The sequence below is a fragment of the Candidatus Limimorpha avicola genome (assembly GCF_056978975.1).
The window spans coordinates 17,472-41,128 of sequence record NZ_DBMCYK010000015.1 but is presented as its reverse complement, the minus strand read 5'-3'; the positions used below and the strand labels follow the sequence as shown (position 1 = coordinate 41,128).

Annotated in this window: 18 protein-coding genes and 1 tRNA gene; 4 read left to right on the top strand and 15 right to left on the bottom strand. The window is 39.0% G+C overall.

Going from position 1 to position 23,657, the window contains the following annotated elements; genetic code table 11:
- Positions 1-113: 113 nt before the first annotated feature.
- The 8 genes from glmS to ACZOVS_RS07555 form a co-directional block, all read right to left on the bottom strand.
- On the bottom strand, positions 114-1,958 hold the full coding sequence (glmS, locus tag ACZOVS_RS07590) for a glutamine--fructose-6-phosphate transaminase (isomerizing) (RefSeq protein ID WP_483996634.1): 1,845 nt from the start codon (positions 1,956-1,958) through the stop codon (positions 114-116).
- A gap of 20 nt (positions 1,959-1,978) precedes the next feature.
- Positions 1,979-4,213: an inorganic phosphate transporter gene (locus tag ACZOVS_RS07585; RefSeq protein ID WP_483996633.1), complete on the bottom strand. Its 2,235-nt coding sequence runs from the start codon at positions 4,211-4,213 to the stop codon at positions 1,979-1,981.
- A 362-nt stretch (positions 4,214-4,575) separates the two neighbouring features.
- Complete coding sequence (locus tag ACZOVS_RS07580) at positions 4,576-5,400, bottom strand: EFR1 family ferrodoxin (RefSeq protein WP_483996632.1); 825 nt, start codon at positions 5,398-5,400, stop codon at positions 4,576-4,578.
- Positions 5,401-5,750: 350 nt separating this feature from the next.
- A complete protein-coding gene (locus ACZOVS_RS07575; protein ID WP_483996631.1) occupies positions 5,751-6,401 on the bottom strand; it encodes an HAD family hydrolase in 651 nt (216 codons plus the stop codon).
- 38 nt (positions 6,402-6,439) lie between these two features.
- A complete protein-coding gene (locus ACZOVS_RS07570) occupies positions 6,440-7,627 on the bottom strand; it encodes an ABC transporter permease (RefSeq protein ID WP_483996630.1) in 1,188 nt (395 codons plus the stop codon).
- Positions 7,628-7,635: 8 nt separating this feature from the next.
- On the bottom strand, positions 7,636-8,811 hold the full coding sequence (locus ACZOVS_RS07565; RefSeq protein ID WP_483996629.1) for an ABC transporter permease: 1,176 nt from the start codon (positions 8,809-8,811) through the stop codon (positions 7,636-7,638).
- Positions 8,808-9,809 (bottom strand): HlyD family secretion protein, encoded by a 1,002-nt coding sequence (locus ACZOVS_RS07560; RefSeq protein ID WP_483996628.1) that lies wholly within the window; start codon positions 9,807-9,809, stop codon positions 8,808-8,810. Before ACZOVS_RS07560 ends, ACZOVS_RS07565 begins: the two co-directional genes overlap by 4 nt.
- A gap of 8 nt (positions 9,810-9,817) precedes the next feature.
- Positions 9,818-11,317, bottom strand: a complete 1,500-nt coding sequence (locus ACZOVS_RS07555; RefSeq protein ID WP_483996627.1) for a TolC family protein — start codon at positions 11,315-11,317, stop codon at positions 9,818-9,820.
- A 169-nt stretch (positions 11,318-11,486) separates the two neighbouring features.
- Here ACZOVS_RS07555 and ACZOVS_RS07550 point away from each other — a divergent pair, with 169 nt between their 5' ends.
- On the top strand, positions 11,487-12,398 hold the full coding sequence (locus tag ACZOVS_RS07550) for a helix-turn-helix domain-containing protein (RefSeq protein ID WP_483996626.1): 912 nt from the start codon (positions 11,487-11,489) through the stop codon (positions 12,396-12,398).
- A gap of 1 nt (position 12,399) precedes the next feature.
- Here ACZOVS_RS07550 and glsA read toward each other — a convergent pair whose 3' ends face one another.
- Both glsA and gad read right to left on the bottom strand, forming a co-directional pair.
- A complete protein-coding gene (gene glsA, locus ACZOVS_RS07545; RefSeq protein WP_483996625.1) occupies positions 12,400-13,383 on the bottom strand; it encodes a glutaminase A in 984 nt (327 codons plus the stop codon).
- Positions 13,384-13,491: 108 nt separating this feature from the next.
- Positions 13,492-14,964 carry a glutamate decarboxylase gene (gene gad / locus ACZOVS_RS07540; protein WP_483996624.1) on the bottom strand — a complete coding sequence of 491 codons (1,473 nt, stop codon included), beginning with the start codon at positions 14,962-14,964 and terminating at the stop codon, positions 13,492-13,494.
- 122 nt (positions 14,965-15,086) lie between these two features.
- Here gad and mfd point away from each other — a divergent pair, with 122 nt between their 5' ends.
- From mfd to tatC, 3 genes are all read left to right on the top strand, one after another.
- Positions 15,087-18,440 (top strand): transcription-repair coupling factor, encoded by a 3,354-nt coding sequence (gene mfd / locus ACZOVS_RS07535; protein WP_483996623.1) that lies wholly within the window; start codon positions 15,087-15,089, stop codon positions 18,438-18,440.
- 104 nt (positions 18,441-18,544) lie between these two features.
- Positions 18,545-18,745: a Sec-independent protein translocase subunit TatA/TatB gene (locus tag ACZOVS_RS07530; RefSeq protein ID WP_483996622.1), complete on the top strand. Its 201-nt coding sequence runs from the start codon at positions 18,545-18,547 to the stop codon at positions 18,743-18,745.
- On the top strand, positions 18,745-19,566 hold the full coding sequence (gene tatC / locus ACZOVS_RS07525; protein ID WP_483996621.1) for a twin-arginine translocase subunit TatC: 822 nt from the start codon (positions 18,745-18,747) through the stop codon (positions 19,564-19,566). The genes ACZOVS_RS07530 and tatC overlap by 1 nt, the downstream gene beginning before the upstream one ends.
- Before the next feature lie 101 nt (positions 19,567-19,667).
- On the opposite strand, the gene ACZOVS_RS07520 is transcribed toward tatC, so the two are convergent.
- From ACZOVS_RS07520 to ACZOVS_RS07500, 5 genes are all read right to left on the bottom strand, one after another.
- Positions 19,668-19,740, bottom strand: a tRNA-Ala gene (locus tag ACZOVS_RS07520).
- Positions 19,741-19,828: 88 nt separating this feature from the next.
- Positions 19,829-21,586: a 1-deoxy-D-xylulose-5-phosphate synthase gene (locus ACZOVS_RS07515; RefSeq protein WP_483996620.1), complete on the bottom strand. Its 1,758-nt coding sequence runs from the start codon at positions 21,584-21,586 to the stop codon at positions 19,829-19,831.
- Between the two features lie 22 nt (positions 21,587-21,608).
- Positions 21,609-21,959, bottom strand: a complete 351-nt coding sequence (locus tag ACZOVS_RS07510; protein WP_483996619.1) for an iron-sulfur cluster assembly protein — start codon at positions 21,957-21,959, stop codon at positions 21,609-21,611.
- Between the two features lie 43 nt (positions 21,960-22,002).
- Positions 22,003-22,419 (bottom strand): SufE family protein, encoded by a 417-nt coding sequence (locus tag ACZOVS_RS07505; protein WP_483996618.1) that lies wholly within the window; start codon positions 22,417-22,419, stop codon positions 22,003-22,005.
- A gap of 10 nt (positions 22,420-22,429) precedes the next feature.
- Positions 22,430-23,656, bottom strand: coding sequence for an aminotransferase class V-fold PLP-dependent enzyme (locus tag ACZOVS_RS07500; protein ID WP_483996617.1), 1,227 nt, complete (start codon positions 23,654-23,656; stop codon positions 22,430-22,432).
- Position 23,657 lies beyond the last annotated feature (1 nt).

Here is a 23,657-nt window from a genome sequence, read left to right as displayed (position 1 = left end):
AGTCCAATATTTTAGAGGAAAATTATTTCAATTGATGATGTTAAGGTGACAATACAAATATAGACGCACTTGATGCACGTCTATATTTTCAGTAAATAATATAACAAAATGTATTATTCGACTGTTACAGATTTTGCAAGGTTACGTGGTTGGTCAACATTACAACCTCGCATAACAGCAATATAATATGCCAGCAGTTGTAATGGTATTGTGGCGAGTAATGGAGAATAAACCGAGATAGTATCAGGTATTTCTATTACATAGTCTGCCATTTCTTTTATCAAAACATCACCCTCTGTTACTATTGCAATAACTATGCCTTGACGCGCTTTCACCTCTTGTACGTTACTTACTATTTTCTCATAGGTACGTTTGTTGGTAGCTATAAAAATGACGGGTAGTTTAGGGTCAATCAAGGCAATAGGACCGTGTTTCATTTCAGCTGCCGGATATCCTTCGGCATGAATATAGGATATCTCTTTGAGTTTCAATGCACCTTCAAGGGCTACCGGATAATTCTGAAGACGACCGAGATACAAAGCGTTGTTGCTGTCTTTCATAATCTTGGCGACTTCTTTGACTAAATCGCATCTGTCGAGTGTAATTTGTATCTTATCCGGTATGGTGTCAAGTTCGTGTATTACCTCAATAAGTTTGTTTTTAGGAGTGTATCCATTCAGTTCAGCGAGACGTAATGCCAACATTGTCAGTACTGTAACTTGCGATGTAAAAGCTTTTGTAGAAGCTACTCCAATTTCAGGACCGGCATGTGTATAGACTCCTGCATCGGTGGCTCTGGAGATAGAAGAACCAATGACATTGCAAATACCTAAAACAGTAGCGCCTTTTTCTTTGGCAAGTTGTATGGCGGCCAAGGTATCTGCTGTCTCTCCCGACTGTGATATTGCCACTACCACATCATCGGGATATATGACAGGATGACGATATCTGAATTCAGAGGCGTATTCTACCTGGACACGAATGCCGGCAAAGAATTCGATGAGATAACTGCCGACTAAACTCGCATGCCATGAAGTGCCGCATGCTACGAATATGATACTGCGGGCATTAAGTATCTTTTTCTCATAATCCATTATTCCTCCTAATGTCACAGTGCCAAGTTCAGGATGCAGACGTCCGCGCATGGTATCACGCACAGTGGAGGGTTGTTCGTAAATCTCCTTAAGCATGAAATGTTCATAACCACCTTTCTCTATTGATTCTAAGTCAAGTTGTAATTCTTGAATGTTGGGAGTGATGTCAACGTCGCTTATGGTTTTTACATGTAACTCTTCACCGAGTTTTATCTTTGCCACTTGTTCATCTTCCATATAAACCACATGAGTGGTTTTTCCTACTATAGGAGTGGCATCAGATGCTATGAAATATTCATTTTCTCCGATACCTATTACCATAGGACTGCCTTTTCTTGCTGCTATAAGTTCATGAGGATGTCCTTTCTCCATTACAACTATTGCGTATGCACCTACCACTTGAGTTAGAGCTATACGTACTGCTTCAAAAAGGTCAACTTTCTCTGTCAGTTGTACCTCTTCGATGAGATTTGTAAGTACTTCCGTGTCGGTACTTGATTTGAAAACGTAACCTCTTTTTTCAAGAGATTTTTTGAGAATAAGATAGTTTTCAATGATGCCATTGTGTATCAATGCTATTCTATTTGACTGAGAGCAATGTGGATGAGCATTTATGTTGTTGGGTTCTCCATGTGTTGCCCATCTGGTATGGGCTATTCCTATGTTTCCTGATTTGTCCAACGTTTCTGCATAATGCTCTAAATTTGATACTTTACCGCTCGTTTTGTACACATTAAGTTCATCATTGTTAGTGAGTAGTGCTACACCTGCACTGTCATATCCACGATATTCCAAACGTTTCAAGCCGTTTATCAGAATGGGATATGCTTCCTGATTTCCCAAGTATGCTACAATTCCACACATAGTTTGTTTGTTTATAAGGTTTATAATGTTTTTTCGTTAAACATGGCAGAGTCACGTAATATATGTCGTAATTCAACAACTATCTCAAACGACTCTTGTATAATATTGAGATATAGTAAAGATAAATCAATATTTTCTTGTTTGTCCTGTATTCTGTTCATCTGTTTCATACTGATAGCCATAATACTGTCTTCTCTGTTTTTTATACGTTCTATGGCAGCATCAACATCTTTATAATCAGCAGAATATATGGTAATGTTGGTGGCATCTATAGCCCATAACACTTTATTTTTTACTTCGTTCAGCTCTTCTAAATATTTATCGTTAAGAGGAGTGAAAGAATTATCCACATATTCTTTGACAGGGTCGCAAATTCTTCGTAATGAATACAATATTTGTTCTACACAGTTGTAGTTAAGATGAAACCAGGTATTTTTCTTAATGACAAGATTTTCGTCAATCTTACGCATCAGTTGTATCTCCTTGCGTTTCATCACTTTCATCACGTTTTTCTGTTCCTTACATTGTATCAGTAACTTGCGCAAAGTTTTAATGTCTTCTTTGGCAAAAGCGTCTATTATGTTGATATATACATTTTTAAAGAAGTCCAACATATCAGTCATGCTCTTCTTGTTATGTTCCATAAGAGCATTGAGAATAATATTTTTGTCATTTGAGTTGACAGCATTGTCGAAAACAGGGTCTTCGGAAATGTTCTTGTCGTTGCCGTTAATGTCTTTAAGAACGATAAACATTGCTATACCTATCATTACCAAGATGCCTATTACACCTGTATAGTGGAATATCAGAACTATGATGAAGCTGAGCAGTAATGCTGCGATGGCGGTGATGAACCAGCCTCCAATCACCGAGAACATGCCTGTGACTCTGAAGACCGCACTTTCACGAGACCATGCCCTGTCGGCGAGAGATGCACCCATTGTTACCATAAAAGCTACGTATGTAGTTGATAATGGTAGTTTTAACGATGTGCCTAATGCTATTATCATTGATGCTAACACAATACTTACCAAACCTCTGATAAGGTCGAAAGATGCATCATCTTCTATTATTGCTTCTTTTTGATTAAAACGACTGTCGATCCATACCTTGACTTTGTTAGGCATGGCATTGTTTACTGCGCTGATGATGTTGTTTGTTATTCTCACAATGCTTCTTGCGACATGTGAAGACCCGAACTGTTCATCACCGGCATTTTGTTTTGACAGATCCAAAGATGTCTGTAACACAATCTTGGCTTTTTTCGATGTCAGTAATGTAACAGCCATTATTATACCTGCTATTAAAATATATATGAAACTTGCTGTTGCGGAACCATTAAGAGAGAACATGAGATGTTGGTCCAACGGTAATCCGCTTGCTTTGACACTTATATATGTATCGAGACATGCCAATGGCACACCGATGAAATTTACAAGGTCATTGCCTGCAAATGCCATTGCTAAGGCAAATGTACCTATCAATACTATGACTTTTAAAACATTAACTTTTAGGAAGTACAATAGCTGCATCAATATAGTGAGAAAAATAAAAATACATCCCAATAACATCAAGGTGTTTTCATCGATCCAAGATTGTACTTCTTTTGTCATAAATGATGCACCTTTGAGGCCTTTGATAAGCATAAAATACACTAATGCCGTCGTTGCTATACCTCCAAAGATGCCTATTTTCCATTTTAAGTTCTTTTTGTAGTTGAAAGTAAAGATAAGACGTGTGATATATTGTATTATGATGCTGAAAACAAAGGCGATTGCCACAGACAGGAATATGCCAAGTATCATGGTTAGCGCTTTGTCGGTGTTTATCATCTGACTGATACTGCCTTCCACGTTACCTGTGTGTGTCTTGATGATAGCCATGGCAAATGTGGCTCCCAACAACTCGAACACTAATGATACCGATGTCGAGGTGGGTAATCCCAACTTGTTGAAGATGTCGAGTAGGATAAGATTTGATATTACAACAGATAGAAAGATGAATATTACCTCATTGGCATAAAAGAACTCGGGTGCCATGACTCCGTTTCTTGCTATCTCCATCATGCCATTACTTGTCGTCGCTCCAATGATTACACCAATGGCGGCAATAATTGTAACAGTTCTGTATGATGCGGATTTTGTTCCGACAGCAGACGACATGAAATTGCAAGCATCGTTGCTGACACCGGCACATAATCCTAAAATGGCTAATACAATAACGAAAACTAAAATTAGTGGTAATAAAAACTCCATTTTCAACCGAAATTACAAAAAATAATTGGCAAAAATAGACAAAATTTCTTATAAAAGATAATTTTTTTTGTAAAATATGAAACTGAAGAGCCATCTGTCAGGTTAAATTATGAAGATGGTTTGAAAAATTCTATTTTATAAATAAAGCAAGTTTTTCAATTTCTTTTAATTTCTGCAAGTTATATTTAAATATCTATGATAAGACTTTTACGTAGAAGTCCGAATTCAATATATTGGTGGAGCTGTTGTTTATCTATTGTTTGATGAGCATATTAATGAGATATTTTGAGTTGTTGTGAGTAAACACTGAATTTATTTCAATCTTAATTCAAGACAACCGGTATTTACTGTTGTATAATATATTAAATAAAAATCTTATTCTCTGCCCTGCGCATATATTTCTTTTCAAGATCAGTTTTATGGTACAGATAACCTTCGTCGTCGAAATATTTCGCATGGGTCGGACATTTTTTGACACAAGCACCGCATTTTATACAAATTCCCGTAACTTCTGAAAAATCAACAAAAGAGATAGAGCCCATAGGACAACTTTCAGCACACAGACCGCATTTTATGCATGTGCTGCTTGTCTTTGGTTTTACTTTTCTTATGTCAATTTTTACACCACTGTTTGTCTGGGGCTGATAATACCCTGACAAGGCATCACCGTCAACATGAATGGCAGTGTGTTCATATTCGTTTATATTTATTTTTAGAATCTTGTCATACATTTTTGATGCGAAATCTTTTGCAAAAGCAATATCACGTTCATCCGGTCGTCCGGCTGCCAAAGTATATGAAAAGGAATGTTCACAGGAGAAAGCCCCGGCACCTATGGTCATAAAATCATGTTGTTCAAGAAGATTCTTCAATTCTACAAGGGCATTGTCATAAGCTCTGTTGCCAAAGGTGACGACAGGTATTGCAAAGGCAGAGTTGCCATTTATGGTATCTAAATAGTCAAGAAGCAGATTTGGAAGTCTGCCGGCGTAAGTCGGAAGTCCAAAAACCACAATATCTTCCGAAGAAATTTCCGGAAAGGATTGACGGCGTATTGGTAGAGTGAAATCATATGTTTTAGTGATTACAGCAAATAGTCTTGATAATTCATCACCGATTGTATCGACAATTTTTTTTGTAGTTCCTGTCGGACTGAAATAAATCTTATAAATTGAGAATGGTGTCATGGTTGTTTGATGATTCTAAATGCAAAAATAATTACAACTCGTAATATTTGCAAAATGTTTTTTGTGGAAAGAACGAGAGAGTTTTTTAGTGCAATTTTCAAAAACTTGTTGATATGGGTTAAAAGTTAAGATTTTCTAAATTGTACCGATACTGATTTTTTATGATATAATAATAAAAAGTGCTATATTGTTTATTTCTTTGATGTTGTTATAGAAATTATGTTTTTTCTCAATTGTTTGGTTTCAACCTTTGTTTTTCCAATAGCATTATTATTTTATTTTTGACATGATATGACGGTTTCCAATATAATTATGCATAAATAAATTTATTTTCAGGTAACAATTATGATTCAATTATTATTGACAATAGATATAATATCATTAGTGTTGTGTATCATTGAAGTGATGCCGTTAGCTCTGAGGAACTTTTCATCTCTGAATCCCCATAATACAGCAACGAAATCTATTCCGGCATTGGCACTTGTCTTGAAATCGACTTCTGAATCACCGAACATAATAGCATGTTTTTTTTCTATACCAAAAGTCTCAAGAATTTTGAATATGCCATCGGGATGAGGCTTGCGTCTTACAGTTTCGCTTTCGCCGACAACCATGTCATAGAGACCTTTAAAATAATGCTCGCAAACTTCTACTGCAGCGTCATGGAATTTATTGGATACTATTGCGATTTTCTTTCCTTCTGTTTTTAGGCATTTCAATACTTCGATAATGCCGTCGTAAGGTTTTGTCTTGTCGCAACAGTGTGCTGCATAATGTGTCTTGAAGAATTCATAGCAGGTATCGAACTTGTCTTCTGTAATGTCTTCAGGAAGAGATAGTTTTACAAGCTGTTTTACTCCATTGCCAACAAAACTGCAAATTTCGTCCAATGTTCTTTGGGGGTAGCCGTAATGCGACATGCAACAGTTGACACTGTCTTTTAAATCTTCCAATGTATATAATAATGTTCCGTCCAAATCGAAAATAACCAAATCTTTCATGGTAATGTTATTTTGCTGCAAAATTACTGTTTTTTTAATTATGACAATAATTCTTTATTCAGGGCAAAACGAGTTTTGCGGTATCTTCTTCTGTAAAGGATGCAGGTTGTTATGAAATACACAACACTTTGCACACATAAAGCAATCAGTTCATAATGAATGTCTGTTGTCACTGCGCCCATTTCGGAGATATGGATATATCCGGTTATTCCGAATGTTGAAGGGAAAAGATGCGACAGTGTTTTCCATATTAATGGCATACTTTGTACAGGCCAGGACAAACCTGACATGAAAAGCAAAGGTATTGACATGAAAACGAATACAAGTATGAGTGATTCTCTGTCACGGGACAATATGGATAATGTCATGCTGAAAAAGACACATGCGGTTATATATATTGACATGAACGGTAACAATGTTTTCCATTGCCAAATATGAACAAGATTGAAAATTAGCGGTATTAAGCAAACGAGGTAAGCACTAATGATAGCATATATTCCCCAATATGCGCCGGCGCGTCCCAAAACGATTTGTAGCGGTTTGCTGTCGTTTGATGAAAAAATGTTTTTGCCTTTTTTTATTCGTTCGCGTTCGTCTCCGGCAAGCATTCCGACACCTAATACCATAGTTTGTTGTATTATGAGTATCAATACTGCCGGTATCAAGAAAGATGCAAATCCGCTTTGAGTGTTGAACATAGGTACATAGCGGTATTCGATAGGGTAGGAAAATGTCTTGATTTGTTTATCTGTAGCACCGTTGAGGTGTTCAGCCTTGATGTCACTGTTCATGTCTAATGATACTTCTACACATGCGCTATATATGGCTTTGTAATATAGGAATCCGCTCATGTCGGAATAGACATTTATGGTAGCTTGTTGTCCTTCGGACAATTTGTTGTCGAAAGATGAAGGGATATAAATTATGGCGTATGCCTCGTTGCGATGCAGCATTTCTTTAGCTTCTTCCATGTCAGCGCATTGTGCCACTATTCTGATGTCGGCTGTTGCATCAACTTTTCTGATGAACTCACGACTCAAAGAGGAATGTGAGTCATTTACGACAACGGCAGGTACTTCTGTGACTATTTCGTTGTTATATAAGTAAGAATACAACAAAGGATATAAGAGAGGTACGGCGAAGAAGAATAATAATACTCCTTCATCATGAATTATACGTTTGAATTCATAACGCCATACCGTTAATATGTCAATAAACCATCTCATTGTTTTAATTATATGGTATAATGATATTCTGATAAAAATGTCTTCAATCTGTTAATAACAAATAATGGCAAGATAATAAAGAAAAGCAGCAATGCATAGTTGAGCCATGTATAGTGCCATGAAAGACCGTTTAATGCCTGACTGGCATAAATCATGAAATAATGACGTAATGGAAAAAGGTACGACAGAGCTTTCATTGTAGAGGGAAAAGCCATATACGGAAATGAGAATCCTGAGATAGGGAATGACAATACTCCCCACAGAGTTGCGAGACTCAAAGCCCAGCGTAATGAAGGCACCATGGCACAGATGAAGATTGCCAACCCTTGTGATGCTAATATCAATAAAGTGGCTGGCAATAACATTGCCGTAAAACTGCAGTTTAACGGAAATTTATAATATCCATACATTATCATCATATATAATAGTGTCATGATGAGCCATATAAAGAATTGTGGCAACAGTTTGCCGGTCAAGGCTTTGATAATGTTGTTGTTTGACAATGAAAGCCATTCTCCGGCAGTCTCTTCTTTTATTTCGCCGTAGATTGAAAATATGGTGACTTGAAGTATGAGAAGCATAAGTATTCCGGGTAGCATAGTATTGCAGAGATAGACTGAATAGTTGAGTCGAGGGTTATTCAGGGGGTGCATTTCTATTGTAATGGGCTGCAATACTGCCATTGCCTGTTGTTCTGTCAACCCTTGGGCATATAATGTGGCTCTTGTCACGGCACCGGAAGCATATTCCGACATCATTTTCATGTCGCGGTATTCCAACGAGGCAGGTATGATATAAGAAGCCGCTGTATAGAACGACACTACCGGTTGGCGGCTTGCGAGGGCTTGTTCCGTGCTGCCTTTGGGGATATAGTAGAAGGCGTAAATCTCTCCGCGTTGCATGGCTTTCCTTGCTTCAGCAAAACTGTTGTAATATGCAATTATCTTTGTTTGTTGAAAGGCGTCAAGGTTACGTATAATCTGTCTTGTGACAGAGGTGTTATCCTCATCTACTACAGCGGCAGGTATGCTGGTAGGCAGCCCCTCTGACATCATAGTGGTGAAGAATATGAATACCAAAGCAGGAGCTATCATCATGCAGAAAAGATAAAGAGGACGAGATGTCATTCTTCTGCATTCTCTCACTGCTATGGCAAGAATAGTGTTCTTAGACATGGATGTCATTGTTTTTCATTGATTTTATATAGAACGGTCATGCCTGCTTTAAGGTCGTTGATAGGGGACAACGGTATGGCTCTTAATTCGAAAGTACGCAAGTCGTATTGTCCTGTCTGTTTTGTTGCTTTCCATGCGGCATAGTCGCCTATATCTTTGATGTAACTTATCTTCATGACAGCATCAATGTCGAGAGCCGGGATATAAGTGTTTATCTCGCTACCGACTTTAAGGTTTTTGAGATAATCTTCTCTAACATTGAAAGACACCCATTGGTCTTCCGGCATGGCAATATTCATTATGGGAGCGCCGGTACCTACCAACTCGCCTAAATGAGGGAAGATCTCGGTGACTTCGCCATCGGCGTATGCTGTCACAATAGTCTCATCTATATATGATGATACTTCTGCTACAACACCTTCTGCTTGCAATACTTGAGCAGCTGCCATTTTTTTGTCTTCTTCCTGTGCTCCGTTGATGGCGAGGTCATATTGTGCCTTGGCAGCTTTTTCCGTTGCCTTGGCGGCTTCATATTGAGCCTTGGTTTCATCATAACGTTGTTCGCTAACTACACCTTCTTTATATAAGTTGCTAATTCTGGAAAAAGATTTTTCCAAAATCTCGCGTCCTACTATTGCTTTTTGCCATAATTCGTATGCAGCTTGTATCTGTTCCTGCCTTGCGCCTTTTTCGGCTTTTTTATTTTGTGCCATGGCTGCCAATCGTACAGCCTCTGCCTGTTCCATTTTGGCAGTAACTTCAGGAGCCTCTATGATGGCAAGTGTATCTCCTTTATGTACTGTCTGACCTTCCCTTACATTGAATTTCAGAATTCTTCCGGGTACTTTACTTGACACCCTGTATTCCGATATTTCCGCTTGTCCTTGTATTATCTCGTCATTTTTTCCAAAGGCATAAATGCCGATTATACATACTGTTGCTATTATCACTGCCAAGACGAATAATGCAGTGTAGGTAGTTATTTTCTGTTGTTTATCTGTTGTCATATTGTTTGTTATTTTAATTTTCCTATTGCTTTTCTTAAATATGTTGTAGCCATGATATAGTCTATCTTGGCGTCTATGTATTCCGATTTCACGTTAAGCCATGATGTTTGTGCTTCGGTCACTGCAGATGCGGTCACTACGCCTTCTTTGAAACCTATTTCTGCAATGCGCATGTTTTCTTCTGCATCAGCCAATTTGTCGTTGCAGGTGTTCATTAATGACTTTGCCTCTTCTATCTGTTTTTCATATTGTTTTACTTGCAACATTATCATTTCTTTGGTATCTTCAAGTTGTATTTCGGCAATTCTGGCTTCTGCCTCTGCCTGACGTATCTTGTATAATCCTTCTCCCCAATGGAACAAAGGTATCTTGGCAATGATTCCAATATTCCAGAATCCTTTGAATTCGTTTTCAAAACCGTTGAAACATGATGGGTTGCTGACAATGTAACTGCCTGACATGGCTATGGTGGGAAGAAAATCTGAACGTATGATATTGACTTTTTTGTCATAAATCTTGCTTGCTAATAAAAGGCTCGTCAGTTCCGGGCGTTTTTCGAATATTTCTTCTTCTGTATATTCCAAACTGTCGTTGCTGACGATTATCTCATTTATTGTCTGGTCTTCAAGGCTGATGTCGGTGTCAAGCGGCAGTCCGCAGTGTTGGCATAACAACATCTTTGATAATACAAGACCATTACGTGCTTTTAATAAGGTCATTTCAGCATCGTTGAGTTTGACTTTTACATTGAGTTTATCTGCAGTGGTGGCAACACCTTCTTCAACCATTTTTTCAACGTCTGATACAATATCTTTTAATAAGTTTACATATTTCTCCGCCAGTTCGCATTTGTTTGTCAGGGATACTATCTGCCAATAAGCCTGATCTGTTGTTACAATGATTTCGTTTTCTTCGGTATCATATTGAGATTGAGCAAGTTGTTTTGAATAAAGAGCTATTTTGTTATAAGCGCGTATCTTTCCTCCTACATATATGGGTTCTTGTAGCGACAGCATACCACCGTATATGTTTCGTGTATCTGGAGTCAGGCTGTTGGCTATCTCAGTGCCGATGGCATCTAATGTCGCTCCTATGTTGGCACCTTGTATCATGCCAATGATGTTCTGTAATGCAGAACTGTTGCTTATTATATTTAATAGGTATGGGTCTTGAATGATTTGCAGAATGTAATTTTGCAGATTCCCGCTTATGTCGCTTCCAATACTTGATAAAGCATCATATTGACTGTCGCTTATCAAGGCAATGTTTTTGCTGTTATACATATAAATACCTGTAGCTGAGAGTTTTGGAAGATAATTGGTGAATGCTGCTTTTTTTTCGTAATCAGCCATTGTTATCTTTTCTCCCGCAATTTTCAAATCATTGTTATTTTCCAAAGCAAGTTCACGACATTCTTGTAAAGTCATAATTCGTTGTGCATTCAAATTGCTGCTTCCTGTTATGATTAAAAATAACAATACGATAAAGATAGTCTTATGAATTTTCATTTTTTTGATTATATAACAAGTTGTCATTATTATGGTTGCAAAGGTACTACAAAAATAGCATGTCGGATAATGTAAAATAGTTTGTAAAAAATGTAAAAATGTATAAAATTTACAAAAAAAGTCATTATATTTATAAAAATTGATGTATATTTGTCGAAAAAATAGAAATATGTATTCTGATGTTAACATTTTTTCGATATCTGAAGTAAAGGAATTTTTCGTATCAGAAGAATTGATTAGTATTGATGATGATTTTATAATGGCAAGACAATCCGACAATATGAATCAGCAGATGTTGAAATATCCTTGTCGTATCGATGCTTTTTGGGCAGTGTTTTGCATAAAGGGAGATATAAGATTTTCTATTAATCTTAAAGACTATGAGATTCACGACAATACTTTGGTTATTAATATGCCGGGTAACATCATACAGTATAATCCATTGAATGATAGTGTTGATAATCAGGTTGATATGGTTGTTTTTGCCATCTCCAGGGATTATATGTCTGATTTGAGTTTTGATTTGAACAAGGTGTTTGGCGATGTAATGAAAGTATTGAAGAATCCATGTTTTGTTCTTACTGAAGAAGAGATTGTTTTGGCAAGCAAATATGTAAAACTTATTTATGATATTATAAGTGGTGATTTCATATATAAGAAAGAATGTGTCAGGTTACTTATCTCGTCAATATTTTATCTGTTCTCGAGTTTTATCAGAGACAGGCTTAAGAATGAAAAAAGTGAAGACATTAAAGGTTCGTCGCGTCATCGCAAAATGTTTGAAATTTTTATTGCTCTTGTTTCTGAGCATCATCTCAGAGAGAGGAGACTGTCGTTTTATGCCGACAAGTTGTGTATAACGCCGCGATATCTTTCCAAGGTGGTAAAGGATGTAAGTGGAAAATCGGCAGTAGAATATATAGATAAGTTTGTTATACTCGAAGCTCAGCATCTGTTGCGTCACAGTGATCTGGGCATCAAAGAGATAGCTGACAGGCTGAACTTCGAGGATCCTTCTTCTTTTTATAAATATTTCAAGTCGCAGGTTGGCATGACTCCTAATCAATACAGGCGGCAATAATCTAACCTACAAGTTCTTTTTCCATTGTTACTTGTGTTCTTGACGGGCTGAATATATTCATATTCAGTTTATTGGTGATATGTTTTATTGCTTTTTGTGCTTTGATTGAGTTGCCTGACGAATCCAATGGAGGTGCGAAAGATGCTATTCCCATGACACCGGGCATTACACCCATAATGCCGCCTCCCACTCCTGATTTTGCCGGTATGCCGGAAGTGTACATCCAATCGCCTGTATGTTCGTAGAATCCTACCGAAGCTATCAATGACACTATGTGTGAGGTAAATTCGGTGTTGAATATTTGTTTGTTTGTCAAAGGATTCTTTCCTCCGAAAGCTATTGTTGCAGCCATGATGGCGAGTTGTGAGGTGGTCACACCTAATGAACATTGACGTGTATATAAATCCAATGAAATCATGGGGTGGTCATATATTCTGTTGTATTCTTTGAGAAGCCATGTTATAGCTCTGTTGTTGAAGTTCGTTTCCGTCTCCGATTTATACAATTCGTCTATTAATCTTGGGGTACTGCCACACAACTCTTTGATATTATTGACTATAGCTTCCCACTTCTCGTCACTTTTGCCTGTAGGTTTTACGATACTGCATGCTGCTATGGCTCCGGCGTTGACAAGAGGCGTGGAAGGATGGTCATTCTCGAGTAAAATGGCGAAAATTGAATTGAAAGGAAGACCGGTCGCATCGCAACCTATCTTGTCAAGAATCTCCTGTGTTCCATATTGTCGCATTGCTAAAATGGCAGTTGGTACTTTGGAGATAGATTCAATGCCGAATATATAGTTTGTGTCGCCACGTTCTATAATGCTCCCGTCGTTGAGACAGACCGTTATGCCGAACAAATTACTCGGTACATTGGCAAGATATGGAATATAGTCGGCATTGGCACCGCTTTTCTCGTCCTTGAATTTATAATAAGCCTCGTCTATGGCTTCCGTAATTTGTTGTTTTGTTATTTTGCTTATCATAATGTTGATTGTGTTGTGATGTGTAAAATGGGGTTGTGCTAAATCGGCTAGACACAACCCCAAAGAATCTTTATATTGTTTTTATTTGCGTTATCTGTTGATAATCATTTATTTATTCTGATTATTACAGCGATTTTGATTTTTGTCTTTAGCACAACGTTGAGTCCCTCCGTGGTTGAATTTTTGTTTAGGATGCTCGTTCTTGTTGACACCTATACGTAACTGTGTAGGATATTCTAATTTATCGAGTTCCTGTACAGCCATCCTGATGTCGTTTAACAACATGTCAGCCATGTCTCTGCTGAATCCTTGACGGCAAACTATTCTCATTACCACGGTGTTCTCCATATTCATCGGCAAAGTGTAGGCCGGTACCATCCATCCGTTCTGTTGTAACTTGTATTGCAAGTCATACAATGTCCAATTGGACACTTTGTCGTACTCGGGCTTTAACATCCATATAAACAATGGATTTACTACCTCTTTGCTGTAATTCTGGAATTGAGGCATTTTTCCTATCTCCTCATGCAAATATTTTGTAATATCCATACAGTTTTGCTGTATGGTTTTGTATCCTTGGAATCCTAATCTTATAAATTGATAATATTGACCAAGTATCTGAGCTCCTGGACGTGAGAAATTTAGCCCAACCTGTGTGATATCTGCTCCAAGATAATTGACACTGAATGACATGTCTGAAGGCAGATATTTTTTGTCACGCCATATTGTCCATCCCAGACCTGGATAAACAAGACCGAATTTGTGTCCAGATGTACTGATTGACAACACATTGTTGAGGCGGAAGTCCCATTTTACTTCAGGATATAGGAAAGGCATTATGAATCCGCCTGAGGCTGCATCTACATGTATGCATAATTCATTGCCAGTCCTTTTGTTGTAGTCAGTCACCATTTTGTCTAGTGTTTCTACATCATCGTTCATGCCGGTCCATGTGACACCGGTTATAGGAACTATACAAATGGTGTTCTCGTCGCACAATTTCATGGCTTCTGCCGGGTCGAGAGTAGGATGTTCTTTAGTCAGTGGCACTGTACGCATTTCTATTTGCCATAACTGTGAAAATTTTTCCCATACCACTTGAAATGCACTAGATATTACGAAGTTGGGTTTGTCGTAAGCTTTGTTTTGTGCTTTACGTCTGTCTCTCCAACGCAACCATGCCGACACTCCACCAAGCATACATGCTTCAGAAGAACCTATGCCAACAGCACCTGTTTTCCATTTTGAAGCTTCCGGTGTGTTCCATAAATTTGCAATGATATTGACACATTTTTGTGCCATCAGGGCGACTCTAGGATATTCTGTCTCGTCGATGTAATTCACGTTGATTGCTTCATTCATCAGTCGTGTTGCATATTCATCCATATAAGTCGTTACGAATGTTGCAAGGTTGAGTCTTGGCTGTGTTTGCGGGAATGTTTCGTCTTTAACCATTTGATAGGCCACCTGCGGTGTCGTGGGACCATCCGGTATTCTGTCTGTAGGTGCAGGATTGAGCATGACATCTGTAGCAAAAACATTGCTTCTTGCATCACCTTCTCTAAAATTATTGTCTTTCATCTTTATATTGTTTTTAATTTACTAATCAAAAACAAGACTTATTGTCTTTTGTTCGTCATTTTTGTTTTATTAACTTGTATTTATGATGTCTTTGTGTCGTTAAAATAACTAATTTTGCAGTTGTGGAAGATTTTTATAAATCATATTATAATAATGATGATCGTGTTCGACATCTTATTGATTGTCTGAATGATAATGGTAATATAGCATGTCCCGGACTTTACGGTTCATCCAAGGCTTTCGTGTTGAATGCTGTCTTTTCCAAGATGGGGGGCAAGCATTTTGTGATTTGCGGTGACAAGGAGAAAGCTGCGTATTTTTATAATGACCTTGAAAACATTCTCAATGAACGCGATATGGATTACAGTAAGAAGAGGATATTGTTTTATCCTACTTCTTATAAACGTCCTTATGAGCCGGAGAAAGCCGATAATACGTATATCTTGTCGCGTACCGAGGTGTTGCAACGGGTATCTGTCAATGATATCAGAACGGTGATAGTGTCTTATCCGGAGGCTCTTGCCGAAATGGTGGTGCAGCGTGACACTCTTGAAAATAACGCCAAAGTACTTAGTGTAGGGGATATCATCAATATGGACAATCTTACCGATGCACTTTTGGATTGTGACTTTGAACATGCAGACTTTGTTGTCGAGCCGGGACAATTTGCCATACGTGGCGGCATAGTAGATGTGTTTTCTTTCGCTAATGATTTTCCTTATCGTATTGAGTTTATGGGTGATGAGATAGATTCTATAAGAAGTTTCAACCCTGCAAACCAATTGTCGATAGAAAAATTGGACAAGATAGTTATCATGCCTAATTTGCAGGAAATGAAATCTTCTTATCATAGGGTTTCTATCATGGATTATCTCGACAGAAATTCCGTTATATGGGTGGAAGAAGGAGAATATCTTGCTGAGAGAGTTAATGCTGAATATGACAAGGCTCTTAAAATATATGAAAGTTTTGAAGAAAAGGACAATACTTTCGACAGGATGTTTTGTAAGGGCTATTCCATTATAGAGAAAATGAGTTCTTTTAAAACGGTAAGTTTTGGTTCATATCTGGATAAGAAAGACAAAGAAGTGGTGACTTTCAATATAATTCCACAGCCGGTCTTTAATAAGAATTTCGACTTGCTGTTGGCGGATTTGGAGAAGTTGAAAGCAGATGATTATAAGGTGTTCTGTTTCTCTGAGAGTAAGAAACAGTTGAACCGTATTCAAAGCATACTCAATGATATACGTCATATTGATGACTCACATAACGACTTTGTTCCGGTATTGTATTCCATACAGGCAGGTTTTGTCGATATTGACTTGAAGATTTGTTGTTACACTGATCATCAGATTTTTGAGCGTTATCATCGTTTCCATATAAGAGACGGCTACGCAAACAGTCAGGCTATAACAATCAAGGAATTGTATAACCTGAAGCCAGGAGATTTCGTTACGCATATTGACCATGGTATTGGTCGTTTTGACGGTTTGGAAACCATTACCAACAACGGTAAACAACAGGAGGCTTTGCGTCTTATCTATCAGAATGGCGATATTTTGTATGTCAGTATTCATTCTTTGCATCGCATAGCAAAATACTCAGGTAAGGACGGGGCGGAGCCTGCATTGAGCAAACTTGGCTCCAACGCGTGGAACAGATTGAAAAACAAGACGAAAAGTCATGTTAAAGATATTGCACGTGAATTGATAAAACTATATGCCGAACGTAAGAATTCCAAAGGTTATCAATTTATGCCGGATTCGTATCTTCAAACTGAATTGGAGGCGACTTTCATGTACGAAGATACTCCAGACCAGTTGAAAGCGACTTTGGACGTGAAACATGACATGGAGTCGGAAGCTCCAATGGACCGTTTGGTATGCGGCGATGTGGGCTTTGGCAAGACTGAGGTGGCTATTCGTGCTGCCTTCAAGGCAGTGTGCGACTCCAAACAGGTGGCTGTCCTCGTTCCTACAACAGTGCTAGCATTGCAACATTATCATACTTTCTCAAACAGATTGAAAGGCTTTCCCGTAAATGTTGATTATCTCAATCGTTTTAAAACTGTCAAAGAACAAAAGAAAACTCTTGAAGACCTTGCTTCCGGTAAAGTGGATATTTTGATTGGTACACACCGTATTTTGGGTAAGGATGTTAAATTCAAGGATTTGGGTCTTCTTGTCATCGATGAGGAGCAGAAGTTCGGAGTCTCTGCCAAAGAGAAACTCAAACAGTTGAAAACCAATGTCGATACTCTTACTATGACGGCAACGCCCATACCTCGTACATTGCAGTTTTCAATGATGGGTGCTCGCGACATGAGTATTATCACCACATCACCGCCTAATCGTTATCCTGTTGAGACACAATGTCATGTCTTTAATCCTGAGGTGATACGCGATGCTATTCAGTATGAATTGGCACGTGATGGTCAGGTCTTTTTCGTGCATAACAGGGTACAGAACATTCAGGATGTTTACGATATGATAGTGTCTTATGTACCGGGTGTGAAAATAGCCGTAGGTCATGGTCAGATGGAAGGGGACAAATTGGAAAAGATAATGTTGGACTTTATAGATGGCAAATATGATGTGTTGTTGTGTACTACTATCATAGAGGCAGGACTTGACATTCCGAATGCCAATACCATTATTATAAATGAGGCTCAGCGTTTCGGACTCAGTGACCTGCATCAGTTGAGAGGCAGGGTGGGGCGTTCCAACAAAAAGGCGTTCTGTTATCTTTTGACGCCTCCAATGCCGATGCTTAATGATGAGGCACAGAAACGATTGCGTGCGATAGAAGAATTTTCCGACCTCGGCAGTGGATTTAATATCGCATTGCGTGACCTCGACATACGCGGAGCCGGTAACCTCCTTGGTGCAGAACAGAGCGGCTTCATCAACGATATCGGCTTCGAGACATATCATCATATTCTCGATGAGGCTATTCTCGAACTTAAAGAAACTGAATTTAAAGATTTGTTCGAACCTCAGCAAGACAAGAAATTTGTCTCAGACTGTGTCATTGAATCGGATATGGAGATATTGTTGCCTCCGGAGTATGTGGAATCTTCAACGGAAAGAGTAAGTCTTTATACGGAACTAGACCATATACAGAATGAAGAAGGTCTGCAACGTTTTGTCAGTCAGATTACTGACCGTTTCGGTACACCGCCTCGACAGACGATAGATCTTGTCGATACTGTCAGACTTCGATGGATGGCACGTGACCTCGGTTTCGAGAAAATAGTCCTTAAAAACGGCGTGATGACATGTTATTTCGTGGCTAATCAGGAATCGGGATATTATAGTACTGACATGTCGATGAATATTATTCGTTATGTCACTGAGAATGCAAGATTTTTCAAGATAAAGGAAGTTAATGACAAGGTGCTGCTTTATGTCAAAAATGTGGATTCTGTGTCAAAGGCGATGTCTGTGCTTGCCGCCATGTTGAAAGCATGCAACTGAAATTAACAATATATGTCCGTGTTCAAAGGCAATATTTTTAATAATCTTGCTTTATATGATTAAATGTATTAATTTTGCTATCTGAAATAAACAAACTGTAAATTATGAATTTGTTATTTATTGGCGGACTTGGCACCGGAGAGATTCTCCTGATAGTATTGGTGGTATTATTGCTTTTTGGTGGCAGGAAATTGCCGGAGTTGATGCGTGGTCTCGGGCGCGGTGTCAAAGAATTTAAAGATGCTGTCGAGAAACCACTCGATGACGACAAGGATAAAGATGATAATTCTGCCAAAAAAGACTGATGTCTTCGATGAACCGCAAAGTCGATAAGGACTCTGAATGTGAAATGAGTTTCGGAGATCACCTTGAAGAACTTCGCAAGGTGCTTATTCATATTGGAGTAGCTTTCTGCATTGTTTTTCTTGTTTTGTTTTCTTTTTTCAAGGGTGTCATTCTCGACTTGGTATTTTATCCGTCACAGCCCGGTTTTATTACCAATCGTTTGTTGTCAGCCTTGGCACAAATTACCGGCATTGAAGGACTTAACATCAATGTCTCAGGTGTTGAGATTTACAATGTTAAGATGGCAGGACAGTTCATGTTGCATATAAAAGTGTCTGCCGTAGGTGCACTGATATTGTGTTTCCCTTATATCATCTCACAGTTATGGGGCTTTGTGAAACCGGCTCTTAGCAAGAATATCAGACGGAAAAGCCGCCGTATAGTATGGGAAATAGTGCTATGGTTCTTTATTGGTACCATGTTTTGCTATTTTATTGTAGCTCCATTGGCAATCAACTTTCTTGTAAATTATGAAGCCAATGAAGCGATTAATAATATCATAGAGATAGATTCGTATATAGGAACGGTATTGGGGGTGTCGTTTGCAGGTGGTCTTATTTTTCAACTGCCGCTTCTTGTCCGTTTTCTTGCCTCTGTCGGATTGATAACTTCTGAATGGATGCGTCGTAATCGAAAAATTGCCATAGTAGTGCTTCTTGTCATTTCAGCATTGATAACACCACCCGATGTTATGAGTCAGTGTCTGATTTTCCTGCCGTTTTACCTGCTGTATGAATACAGTATCACAATAGCAAAACGTGTTGAGAAAGAAAATATCTGATTTACATGAATTTATAAAATCAAGCAATATAAATATTCATACCTTTTTATATAATGTAAGAAGATAAAAAATGAGGTTTGATATTAATGCCTAAAAAGTTGTGGAGGATACCGGACTCGAACCGGCCACCTTCAGATTGCGAACCTGACGCTCTACCAGATGAGCTAAACCCCCAATTCATGGCGCAAAAGTAAACAAAATTGTCGTTGCTTCATATCATTAATGTAAAAATTTGATGTATTCTTTTTTAAATATCAGAGAATCAACTTAATATCTGTTTAACTTTTTTGACTATGCCTTCATCATCCATGCCATATAAAGAATACAACTCTTCAGGTGAGGCATGTGTGACGAAACAGTCGGGAATGCCGATCATAGTGATATGAGTATTGTATTTGTGTTCCTGAACAAAACGCATGATACTGCATCCGAAACCTCCGTTCAACACACCGTCTTCTATTGTCATTACCTCTTTGAATTCTGATAATACTTGATGTAATATTTTGTCGTCCAATGGTTTGAGAAACCGCATGTCGATATGTGTGACATTTATTCCTTCTTTTTCGAGAGTCTTTGCAGCTTTTGCAGCAAAGTTGCCTGTATGTCCAAGACTAAGTATGGCGATATCATCGCCTTGTTTCAATATGCGTGCTTTTCCTATTTCAATATTGTCGAAGTTTTCTTTCCAATGTCTTTCCGTGGCTTTACCTCTTGGGTATCGTATTGATATCGGACAGTTGACATATTGGGCGGTATATAACATGTCGCGTAACTCGTTCTCGTTCATGGGGGCAGCGACTATCATGTTAGGCACGCAGTTAAGATATGACAGGTCGAAGATGCCGTGGTGTGTGGCACCGTCTCTTCCCACAATGCCTGCTCGGTCAATGCAGAATACCACATGTAAGTCCTGCAGTGCCACGTCGTGGATGACTTGGTCGTAGGCTCTTTGTAGAAATGTAGAATAGACAGTACAATAAGGTATCATTCCTTCAGCAGCCATGCCGGCGGCGAATGTCACTGCATGTTGTTCTGCAATGCTGACATCGAAAGTTCGTTCCGGAAATTTCTCCATCACAGGAATGAGGTTGCTTCCTGTCAACATGGCGGGCGTGATAACTGTTATCTTGTCGTTTCTTTCAGCAAGTTCCAACATCGTCTCGCCGAAGACGTCTTGATAAAGTGGTATTTGATGGTGAGGCACTTCTCCTGTGACACGGTCGAATCTACCGGGAGCATGATATAATACCTGTTCATGTTCAGCTTTCCAAAAACCTTTGCCTTTTGTTGTCAATACATGCAACAGACGTACGCCATTAACTTTTTTAACAGCTTCTATCATAGGCAGCAGTTCGTTGAGGTCGTTGCCGTTGACAGGACCGAAACATTGTATGTTGAAAGCCTCAAATAATGGGTTGGAGAAATCTGTACTGTTGTGTTTGTCGGCTTGTCGCAGAAGATAATCTTTCAAGGCGCCGGCACTCTTGTCTATGGCGATGCCGTTGTCGTTGAGTATGATGAGGAGGTCCACGTCGGCAGTGCCGGCATGATTCAATGCTTCGAAAAACATGCCTCCCGTTATTGCCCCGTCGCCGACGACTGCAATATGATGTCTGTCTTTATGTCCAAGTAATTTATCTGCTGTCGCCATACCGAGGGCAGCAGACAAGGCAGTGGAGGAGTGCCCGGTCCCGAAAGCGTCATATTCACTTTCTTTCATGACGGGAAAGCCGCTGATGCCGTTTAACTTGCGTAATGTATTGAACCTGTCGCGTCGTCCGGTGAGTATCTTGTGTGCGTATGCCTGATGTCCAACGTCCCAGATGAGTTTGTCGTCAGGAGTGTTGAAGATATAATGCAATGCTATTGTCAATTCTACGGCACCTAATGACGAGCCTACATGCCCGGGATTGACAGACAATTCATCCAAAATAAAATTACGCAACTCCTCTGCCAATATTGGCAATGAATTGATGTCCAACGCACGTAGGTCTTTGGGACTGTTGATATTCTCTAACATCAGGTGTTTGTGGTTTTCTTTGTCAATACATCATATCCATGAAATTGTAGCCGTCATCAAGACCGAGTTCTGCTCTTACCTCTTCAGACAGGTTGGCAGGACTCCATGCAGGCTCGAAAGTAAGTTCTATCTCTGCAGATTTTACTCCCATAATGACTGAGACTTTCTCTTTTACAAAGGCAGGCAAGGTCTCAGCAACAGGACAGTTGGGAGTGGTTACAGTCATGAGAATCTTTACATTGGCATCATCGTCAATGTCGATGTTGTAAATCAAACCGAGATGATAAATGTCCACCGGGATCTCCGGGTCGTAGATGCCGCTCAATACTGCAATGATGCGTTCTTTTAAATTTTCTTTATCTTCCTGTGTCATTGTTATGCTGTTTTGTTGTTTGTTATTATGTAAAACTTTGATGTCACTGTTCTTTCATCACTTTGGCATACAACATCATTTGTTTTACCATGGACAGGAGTCCGTTGGAACGTGTTGGCGACAAGTGTTCCTTGAGACCTATTTTGTCGAGAAAGGAAAGGTCGGCAGCGAGGATGTCGTCCGGAGTCTGTCCGGAAAAAACTTTTATCAAAAGGTTGATGATGCCTTTTGTTATTACTGCATCGCTGTCGGCAGTGAAATAAATCTTGCCGTCTTTTTTTTCGGCATGAAGCCAAACCCTCGACTGACAGCCGTTGATGAGGTAGTTGTCATTACGGTATTGAGGGTCTATTACAGGACATTCTTTGCCCATCTCTATTATCATGGAATAACGGTCCATCCAGTCATCGAGCATGGAAAAATCGTCAACGATAGAATCTTGTATCTCTTTTATTGTCATAATATTATTTTTATCTTAACATTGAAGATGCTTTTTTTACTGCTTGAACGAAAGAATCAACCTCTTCAATGGTGTTGTACATGGCGAAAGAAGCTCTCACTGTGCCCGGGATGTCGAAGAAAGTCATCACGGGTTCAGCACAATGATGTCCTGTCCTGACAGCAATACCCATTTTATCGATAAGAGTACCTAAATCGTATGGATGTATTCCATCAATAATGAACGACACGAGACCGTTGCGTTGAGGTGCTTCTCCTATAAATCTTAAACCTTCAATCTCAGACAAAAGACTGACAGCATGATTCAACAAGGCAGTCTCATGAGCGTCAACAGCTTCTCTGTCAAGACTTTGAAGGAACTTTACTGCTGTTTCAAGACCTAACGCAGCTCCTACATTGGGAGTCCCGGCTTCAAATTTGAAAGGTACTGAATTGAAAGTGGTATTTTCGAAACTTACTTTGTCAACCATTTCTCCTCCGTATTGATAAGGAGGCATTTTGTCGAGCCATTCCATCTTGCCGTATAAACATCCTATCCCCATGGGTGCATACATCTTATGCCCGGAAAAGACGAAAAAGTCACAGTCAAGTTCTTGAACGTCGATGGTCTGATGTGCTATGGATTGTGCACCGTCTATTATCACAGGAATACCATGATAATGAGCCATGGCTATCATTTCTTTTACAGGATTGACGGTGCCTAAGGTGTTTGATATATGAGTTATGCTGACTAATTTAGGTCTTTCCTGAAGCAGCCTTTCGTAATGGTCAAGGTCGAGTACTCCCTTTTTATCCATCTTCACCACTCCAAGTATTCCTTCTTTTTGACTCAACATCTGTTGCCACGGTACCATGTTGGAATGATGTTCCATTGCTGTGACTACCACTTTGTCACCTTTATTAATCAAAAGCCTTCCGAGAGATGTAGCCAACAGGTTCAATGACTCTGTTGTTCCTCTTGTGAATATTATCTCGCGATAATCTTTGGCATTTATGAAACTCGATATGCTTTTTCTTGCATTCTCGTATGCTTCCGTTGCCATCTGGCTGAGGTAATGCACACCTCGGTGTATGTTGCAATTCTCGTTTAGGTAGTAATTCCTTTCGCGTTCTATGACGCAAATAGGTTTTTGTGTTGTTGCAGCATTATCCAGGTAAACCAAAGGCCTGCCATAAACCTTTTGATTCAAAACTGGAAATTGTCTTCGAATGTCGTTGATGTCGAACTGTATGCTCATA

Coding starts and splice junctions, on each gene's coding strand:
- ACZOVS_RS07560 (WP_483996628.1), bottom strand. CDS start 9,809: ATGACAACAGATAAACAACAGAAAATAACTACCTACACTGCATTATTC.
- ACZOVS_RS07585 (WP_483996633.1), bottom strand. CDS start 4,213: ATGGAGTTTTTATTACCACTAATTTTAGTTTTCGTTATTGTATTAGCC.
- ACZOVS_RS07575 (WP_483996631.1), bottom strand. CDS start 6,401: ATGAAAGATTTGGTTATTTTCGATTTGGACGGAACATTATTATATACA.
- ACZOVS_RS07570 (WP_483996630.1), bottom strand. CDS start 7,627: ATGAGATGGTTTATTGACATATTAACGGTATGGCGTTATGAATTCAAA.
- glmS (WP_483996634.1), bottom strand. CDS start 1,958: ATGTGTGGAATTGTAGCATACTTGGGAAATCAGGAAGCATATCCCATT.
- ACZOVS_RS07550 (WP_483996626.1), top strand. CDS start 11,487: ATGTATTCTGATGTTAACATTTTTTCGATATCTGAAGTAAAGGAATTT.
- ACZOVS_RS07530 (WP_483996622.1), top strand. CDS start 18,545: ATGAATTTGTTATTTATTGGCGGACTTGGCACCGGAGAGATTCTCCTG.
- ACZOVS_RS07580 (WP_483996632.1), bottom strand. CDS start 5,400: ATGACACCATTCTCAATTTATAAGATTTATTTCAGTCCGACAGGAACT.
- ACZOVS_RS07555 (WP_483996627.1), bottom strand. CDS start 11,317: ATGAAAATTCATAAGACTATCTTTATCGTATTGTTATTTTTAATCATA.
- gad (WP_483996624.1), bottom strand. CDS start 14,964: ATGAAAGACAATAATTTTAGAGAAGGTGATGCAAGAAGCAATGTTTTT.
- ACZOVS_RS07565 (WP_483996629.1), bottom strand. CDS start 8,811: ATGACATCCATGTCTAAGAACACTATTCTTGCCATAGCAGTGAGAGAA.
- ACZOVS_RS07510 (WP_483996619.1), bottom strand. CDS start 21,959: ATGACACAGGAAGATAAAGAAAATTTAAAAGAACGCATCATTGCAGTA.
- ACZOVS_RS07500 (WP_483996617.1), bottom strand. CDS start 23,656: ATGAGCATACAGTTCGACATCAACGACATTCGAAGACAATTTCCAGTT.
- tatC (WP_483996621.1), top strand. CDS start 18,745: ATGTCTTCGATGAACCGCAAAGTCGATAAGGACTCTGAATGTGAAATG.
- ACZOVS_RS07515 (WP_483996620.1), bottom strand. CDS start 21,586: ATGTTAGAGAATATCAACAGTCCCAAAGACCTACGTGCGTTGGACATC.
- glsA (WP_483996625.1), bottom strand. CDS start 13,383: ATGATAAGCAAAATAACAAAACAACAAATTACGGAAGCCATAGACGAG.
- ACZOVS_RS07505 (WP_483996618.1), bottom strand. CDS start 22,419: ATGACAATAAAAGAGATACAAGATTCTATCGTTGACGATTTTTCCATG.